Genomic DNA, 6,693 nt, shown 5'->3' on the forward strand with positions numbered 1-6,693 from the left:
CCGAATATTGGTAGTTTTGATGTCTCGCTGACGGAGCAAGCAATGGCCAAATTACCCTCTCAACAGAAGTTGCTGCCACCTTTGGAGAATGGCGATCGCTTAACCCGCTATGAATTTGAGCGACGCTACAATGCCATGCCTCACCTCAAAAAAGCTGAACTGATTGAAGGAGTGGTCTACATGGCGGCAGCTTTGCGGTTTAGAAGTCACGGTCAACCCCACGGAAATCTAATTACTTGGTTGGGAAATTACAAAGTCGCAACATTGGGTGTTGAGTTGGGAGTTGAGCCGACGATTCGACTAGATTTGGACAATGCACCTCAGCCAGATGCAGTCTTGTTGATTGAGGAAGCCCATGGTGGGCAGGCTCGACTGGGCGAAGATGATTATATTGAGGGCGCACCAGAATTGGTCGCAGAGATTGCAGCGAGTAGTGCGGCGATCGACCTGGGAGATAAGAAACGTGCTTATCGTCGCAATGGCATTAAAGAATATATTGTCTGGCAGATATTTGAACAAAAGTTCAACTGGTTTTACCTGCAAGAAGGAGAGTATGTGCCGCTGTCTCTTGCAGAAGATGGCGTGATTCGGAGCGTTACCTTTCCAGGTTTGTGGTTGGCAGTAGAAGAGTTGCTGTCTGGAGATATGGTAAAAGTGTTGACGGTGTTGCAAGCAGGATTGGCTTCACCAGAGCATGTTGCATTTGTACAACAGCTATCACAGCACAAAACATCTCTAGGTGAAAGTCTGTAGAAGTGCGACCCCTTGCGGGTAAATCCAAGAGATCGTAAATTTTACTAGTGAGGCGATCGTGCGCAATTCGTCTAGTATCTACAAATTCGACTCTCTGCTTAGGTGCCAGTAGACTTGCTCTATGAAGAAGTTGTAGGAGATGAAAGCGGAAGATCGCTCTTGGCAGAAGTTGTCGGAAACTTGCATTTCACAGAAACTTCCATACTGCCTTCAGCAGAGCCTTCAGTGAAAATGATTCCAGTTTTGCCACCCAGTTTGATACCAAATTTGAGGCTGATTTCTTCAACTTCGGCCGCACCGAGGTGTTGGAATGCCCCGATCGCAAAGTTTGCGTAAGTCTGAATCTTTTCTTGAATCTCTGCCATTTTCAACAAAACTTCTTCTGTTGCACCTTTTTCACCAGGACGTTTGCCTACATGATTAGAATCTGGAATTGGCGGAGTCGGTGGAGTCTCGACGTATATTTCGATAATGCTACCGTTGTCTTCGATTTGGAGGCGCTTTAGCTCAGACATAATTTACCTTAGAAGCGTAATTAACCCAGAAACCCTGCGGATTTTGCGGAGGTAGACGTGATTATTATACTTAGGTATCTTAGTAGGTGCAGCAGACGGGTCGTTCTTGATGGAATCTTAACCACATGACCAGATACGCACTTGTGATTGGCATCCAGAAGTACGGCGGATCGGGTTTTAATGATCTACAGAAGCCAGTTGAGGATGCAGAAGCGATCGCCCAGCTTCTAGAAGATTACGGTGATTTTGTCGAGGTCAATCGCCTGCCTCGTTCCTGGAGTCACGAACATGATCGCTATGAGGTTGTCAGCGAGCATTTGACGGGAGAGAAACTAGGAGCGGAGATTCGTAGTTTTCTTGAGAACGTTGGCAGAAATGAAGCACTGATTTATTTCAGTGGGCACGGGGACAAGGTGCCTGATGCCCTGGGTAATCAGAATGGATACCTGGTGACTTCGGACTGCACAACCGAGACTTTGAGTAGCAAAGGGGTATCTCTAGAAGGACTGAATCGGTTAATTTTGAAGACAGAGTGCAGTAGTTTGACGCTCATCCTGGATTGTTGTCACGCCGGGAGTTCGTTGGAGGATAGTCAAATTGAGGGTGCGTTGACTGCAATTCTGGCATCTAATCGTAACTATTTTCTGGCAGCGGCTTGTCGGAGTCAGGGGAAAGCTTACGAGGGAGAGTTGTATAGCCTGTTCACGGCGGCCGTGATTAAGGCTCTGAAATCACCGGGCACTGTCAAGACAGCAGATTTACGGGCGATCGTCTCTAAAGAACTCAACGGTAAGGGGCAGGAACCATTTTTTTGGGGATCAGAGAAGATTACACTGACTTACCCGGCTGCGGAGAAGGGTGAAGCAGATGCGGTGGACAAGCTGCAAGCTGCCCTGGAAAAGCTACGTCCAGACTATGACATTTTGGATGCCCCATTTTTTGAAGAAGTTGAGACCAAAGTTGCTAATAAGCAAGCCCGTACCCAGATTCTGAAACTACGAGCGGCAAACTGGTCGATGCTGTTTCAGAAAAACTATGTGGAGCGTGACCAGCAGGGCGAGGCGTTAGAGAAAGCATTGCGTCTCTCTCAGGCAAATGGCATCTCACTGATGCTGATTCGTGGGGAACCGGGAGCAGGAAAAACCGCCTTGCTGCGCTGGCTGGCGTATGAATTATTTGACCAGGGTAAGCGGCTCTTTTACAAGAAAAGCCAGAACAAGGTGGGTTGGCTGGATCAGTTGCGCGAATTTTCAGAAGAAGCCGGTGGGAAACACTTTTATGTCATTGCAGATGACTTGTTTCGAGATGAGCCGATTTTGGAGGAGTTGCAGCAGAACGAATTTCTATTTCCGCTGACATTAATTGGGACGACGCGCCAGAATGAGGATCAGCACCATGACTTGCAGGGATTAGACTATGAAATCATCTGTTTGGATTTAGACAAGCCAAGCGCGGACGAGAAAGAGCGGGTGTTAGCGTTGCCAAGCTGCAAGCTGCCCTGGAAAAGCTACGTCCAGACTATGACATTTTGGATGCCCCATTTTTTGAAGAAGTTGAGACCAAAGTTGCTAATAAGCAAGCCCGTACCCAGATTCTGAAACTACGAGCGGCAAACTGGTCGATGCTGTTTCAGAAAAACTATGTGGAGCGTGACCAGCAGGGCGAGGCGTTAGAGAAAGCATTGCGTCTCTCTCAGGCAAATGGCATCTCACTGATGCTGATTCGTGGGGAACCGGGAGCAGGAAAAACCGCCTTGCTGCGCTGGCTGGCGTATGAATTATTTGACCAGGGTAAGCGGCTCTTTTACAAGAAAAGCCAGAACAAGGTGGGTTGGCTGGATCAGTTGCGCGAATTTTCAGAAGAAGCCGGTGGGAAACACTTTTATGTCATTGCAGATGACTTGTTTCGAGATGAGCCGATTTTGGAGGAGTTGCAGCAGAACGAATTTCTATTTCCGCTGACATTAATTGGGACGACGCGCCAGAATGAGGATCAGCACCATGACTTGCAGGGATTAGACTATGAAATCATCTGTTTGGATTTAGACAAGCCAAGCGCGGACGAGAAAGAGCGGGTGTTAGCGTTGCCAGAAGTACAGAGCCACCTGGCAGGAAAATCGGCAGCAGAGCGGCAACAACTGATGGACTCGCCGATTATGTTGGTGCTGATGTTGCAGCTATCGGAAGGAAAGCCGTTTCATGTGCTGTTGCAGGATATTGTGAAAGCGCTATCTAATACAGAACGTCAACCTCTATATCAAGCCTTTGGGGTTCTCTGTAGCTTTTTTCAATACGGCATTATTGTTCCTTTTGAGATTTTGAAGTTTTGCTTACCGCCCTCTAGTTCGCTAGAGCGATCCATCTTGTCAGGATTGGAGGGGTTGATTGATACCGCAGCATACGGCGAGTATGAGGGACTTATACCAGTTCATGAACTGATTGCCAAAACAGTGATGACGCTGAACTATCGCCCAAATAACCAGCATAATCAGCCCTATGGGTGGAATCGCCCCCCTTTGTTAGAGCAACATCTGAGCGCGATCGTGCAAAAGCTGGATGTGACACAGAAACTTCAGAGATGGTGGGTCAGTATTACCCTGAGAAAGCTAGCGGGGCAGTCTGGAGCAGCAGCATTAGTTTGTAAAATCCTACAAGACTCTTCTCCGCAGATTGCAGCTATCAAGCAGCACAATACCATCAGTGATTGGGTAACTTGGGGACAAATCTATATAGCGCTTGGTGATTCTGAGGAACAGCGATCGTGCATTCGCTCAATTTTGCAGGCACAACCAGAAAGCCCATTAGATCGGACATATTGGTTGTCTTTTGTTGAGAAGTTCGGTAGTTGGAAACAGCAGCAAACAGCAATTACCCAAACTGAAGTCTGGCTCAACACTCATACCCATTCTGATACTCGAAACGTTCGCCAAAACTACTTGGGACTGGTAGAACAGCAAGGTAATTGGGAACAGCAGCAAGTGGCAATTGCTCAAACTCAAGTCTGGCTAAACGACCATCCTGATGATGGGCATGTTCGCCAAAAGTATCTAGGACTCTTAGAACAATGCGGGAATCAAGAACAGCAGCAAGTGGCAATTACCCAGACCCAGCTCTGGCTGAATGAGCATCCTGGTGATTGGCATGTCCGCCAAAAATATCTAGGACTATTAGAACAACGCGGGAATCGAGAACAGCAGCAAGCGGCAATTACCCAGACCCAGCTCTGGCTGAATGAGCATCCTGGTGATTGGCATGTCCGCCAAAAATATCTAGGATTATTAGAACAACGCGGGAATCGAGAACAGCAGCAAGCGGCAATTACCCAAACCCGAACTTGGTTAGATGAGCATTCTCATGATGGGCATGTTCGCCAAAAATACCTGGCACTACTAGAACAACGAGGGAGCCGAGAACAGCAGCAAGCGGCGATCGCTCAAACCCAACTCTGGTTAAACAACTATGAAAATAATGAGAATGTTCGCCAAGCGTATCTAGCATTAGTAGAGCAGCGAGGTACCTGGGAGCAGCAGCAAGTGGCGATCGCTCAAACCCAACTCTGGTTAGACAACCATCCAGACAATGGAAATGTTCGTACAAAGTATTTAGCGTTAGTTGGCAAGATTGGCAAAAACAACGATGCAGTTGAGTTAGTGATTCACCAACAATGGCAATGGATCACTCAGCAGAACCAAGTAGAGCAGGGCTTGTGGCTTGCCTTCCTTCCTGTTCTTTATCATCATGCCTCTCCTGATTTATACCAACCCGCGTTTCAGCTTGCCTTGAAGCAATATCCGGATGCTCGAAACCTGACCCTGAATATTTTTGGGTATTTCCGCGACTACCTTGACGCTGCCACCTGCTACCACCTTGCCACCCGCATCAATCAGTACGATTTGCCAGTCAACAAGTGGCAAAATTTTGTTCACGTCGCCAACTTTTTCCGTGATCGGAAGGAATTTGATACTGCTGAGTCCATTTACCACCGCCTGATTGGTGCAGCAAGAAGAAAAGTCAGAGAATCTCCAGAGTTGCAGAAAACGATCGACTTTGCCACTCTCAGCTATGCCCAACTTCTGTTGTTAACCAAGCCTTCTCAGCCTGACCAGGCCTTGAAGAAGCTAGACCCCATTCTGAAGAAGAATCCGAAACATGGCTTTGGTAATTTATTGATGGCACAGTCTTACCAAGCCAAAGGCGCACCCTTCTACATCAGAGCCAAAAAACACTTTGAGACAGCCATTCAGTCCGATCGTGAACAGCGCGGATTCTTCCACCATCAATTTGGTTGCTTTTATCGCTACGCCGTGGGTGATATGCTCAATGCTCGTCGGTGTTTCGAGCAATCCCTCGCCCAAAAACTCAACCTTCCTGCCAGCATCGAACTCGCAGAACTAGAAGTCGCAGCCAAAAATCTTGAGCGTGCTAAAACTCTGCTGGAAAATGGACTTGATCTAACCCCCATCACTCGTCCCGAACAAGAAGAGCGCGAAAAACTCAAAGATCGTATTACAGCCCTACGATCGCTTCTCAATATACCTGAATCACCCACTTAAGCCTGCTTATTCAATTAAACCGATCGGTGGTGTAATTTCAATTCGCTTTTGCTCTAAATCGACAATAGGAACGATCGCCATCACAAATGGAATCAGCACCGTTTTCTCATTCTCAAGTTTGACTTCTAATAAGTCATGTCCTGCTGTCAGAATGTCTACAACGGTTCCAACTAATGTTTGGGTAGGTTGATCAAACACCTGCAAACCAATTAGATCTGCAACGTGAAATTCATCGGCTTCAAGCTTGGGTCGATCGTTAGCCATGACCAACAATTTGCTGCCCTGAAGGTTTTCGGCTTGAGTGCGATCGTTGACCCCTTCTAGCTGCACCACATACAACCCTTTGCCGTCTAAATATCGCCCTTTGATCAGTTGAATTTCTTGTGGCTCCGTTGTTCCGGGTCGCAAAATCCATCGTTTTCCAGGTTTCTCAAATCGCTCTGGAAAATCTGAGTTAGGATACACGCGCACCTCACCCTTCATGCCTTGGGCCGTAATGATTTTGCCGATTTCGAGAAAGGGAGTTTGTGGAGAAGACGCGACGGATTGCTGCATTTTAACGAAGTTTTGAATTCATTCTCTTGATTTGACTATCCACACAATACAGTGTTTGACTCAAGCTACAGGAAAGTTTGATCTAACCAGGTGTCTAAATCAGCTTCGCTAGAAAAGTCTAGTAAGGCCTCAGCTAACTGGGTCACTCTAAAAGAGGGTAGCTGCCGAATCTGTTCTTGTCTTTGGGCATTGACTTCACCAATCTGTCGGGTCAAAAGACGCATTGTCAGCACCAATCTTTCTTCCTGACGCGCAGTCTCTTTGACTTCCTCTTTAACTTCTTCGCGGACTTCCTCTTTAACTTCTTCGCGGACTTCC

The 6,693-nt window shown here is 47.2% G+C and carries 6 protein-coding genes; 3 read left to right on the forward strand and 3 right to left on the reverse strand.

Features of this window, described 5'->3' with window-relative positions; all coding sequences use genetic code 11:
* Positions 1 to 42 precede the first annotated feature (42 nt).
* Entirely contained in the window at positions 43 to 753 is a 711-nt protein-coding gene (locus ACJ2PR_RS04450; protein ID WP_446876085.1) for a Uma2 family endonuclease, read from the forward strand.
* Between the two features lie 119 nt (positions 754 to 872).
* On the opposite strand, the gene ACJ2PR_RS04455 is transcribed toward ACJ2PR_RS04450, so the two are convergent.
* Positions 873 to 1,268 carry a CU044_2847 family protein gene (locus ACJ2PR_RS04455; RefSeq protein ID WP_446871436.1) on the reverse strand — a complete coding sequence of 132 codons (396 nt, stop codon included), beginning with the start codon at positions 1,266 to 1,268 and terminating at the stop codon, positions 873 to 875.
* 125 nt (positions 1,269 to 1,393) lie between these two features.
* On the opposite strand from ACJ2PR_RS04455, the gene ACJ2PR_RS04460 reads away from it, so the two are divergent.
* Together ACJ2PR_RS04460 and ACJ2PR_RS04465 are read left to right on the forward strand one after the other, a co-directional pair.
* Complete coding sequence (locus tag ACJ2PR_RS04460; RefSeq protein WP_446876087.1) at positions 1,394 to 2,866, forward strand: caspase family protein; 1,473 nt, start codon at positions 1,394 to 1,396, stop codon at positions 2,864 to 2,866.
* On the forward strand, positions 2,797 to 5,820 hold the full coding sequence (locus tag ACJ2PR_RS04465; protein WP_446876088.1) for a hypothetical protein: 3,024 nt from the start codon (positions 2,797 to 2,799) through the stop codon (positions 5,818 to 5,820). The genes ACJ2PR_RS04460 and ACJ2PR_RS04465 overlap by 70 nt, the downstream gene beginning before the upstream one ends.
* Positions 5,821 to 5,826: 6 nt before the next feature.
* Here ACJ2PR_RS04465 and rimM read toward each other — a convergent pair whose 3' ends face one another.
* Complete coding sequence (gene rimM / locus ACJ2PR_RS04470) at positions 5,827 to 6,375, reverse strand: ribosome maturation factor RimM (protein ID WP_446861309.1); 549 nt, start codon at positions 6,373 to 6,375, stop codon at positions 5,827 to 5,829.
* 65 nt (positions 6,376 to 6,440) lie between these two features.
* Positions 6,441 to 6,693, reverse strand: a 253-nt coding sequence (locus ACJ2PR_RS04475; RefSeq protein WP_446876090.1) for a DUF4351 domain-containing protein, incomplete at its 5' end; no start/stop codon positions are given.

This window comes from Phormidesmis sp. 146-33 (assembly GCF_052939515.1).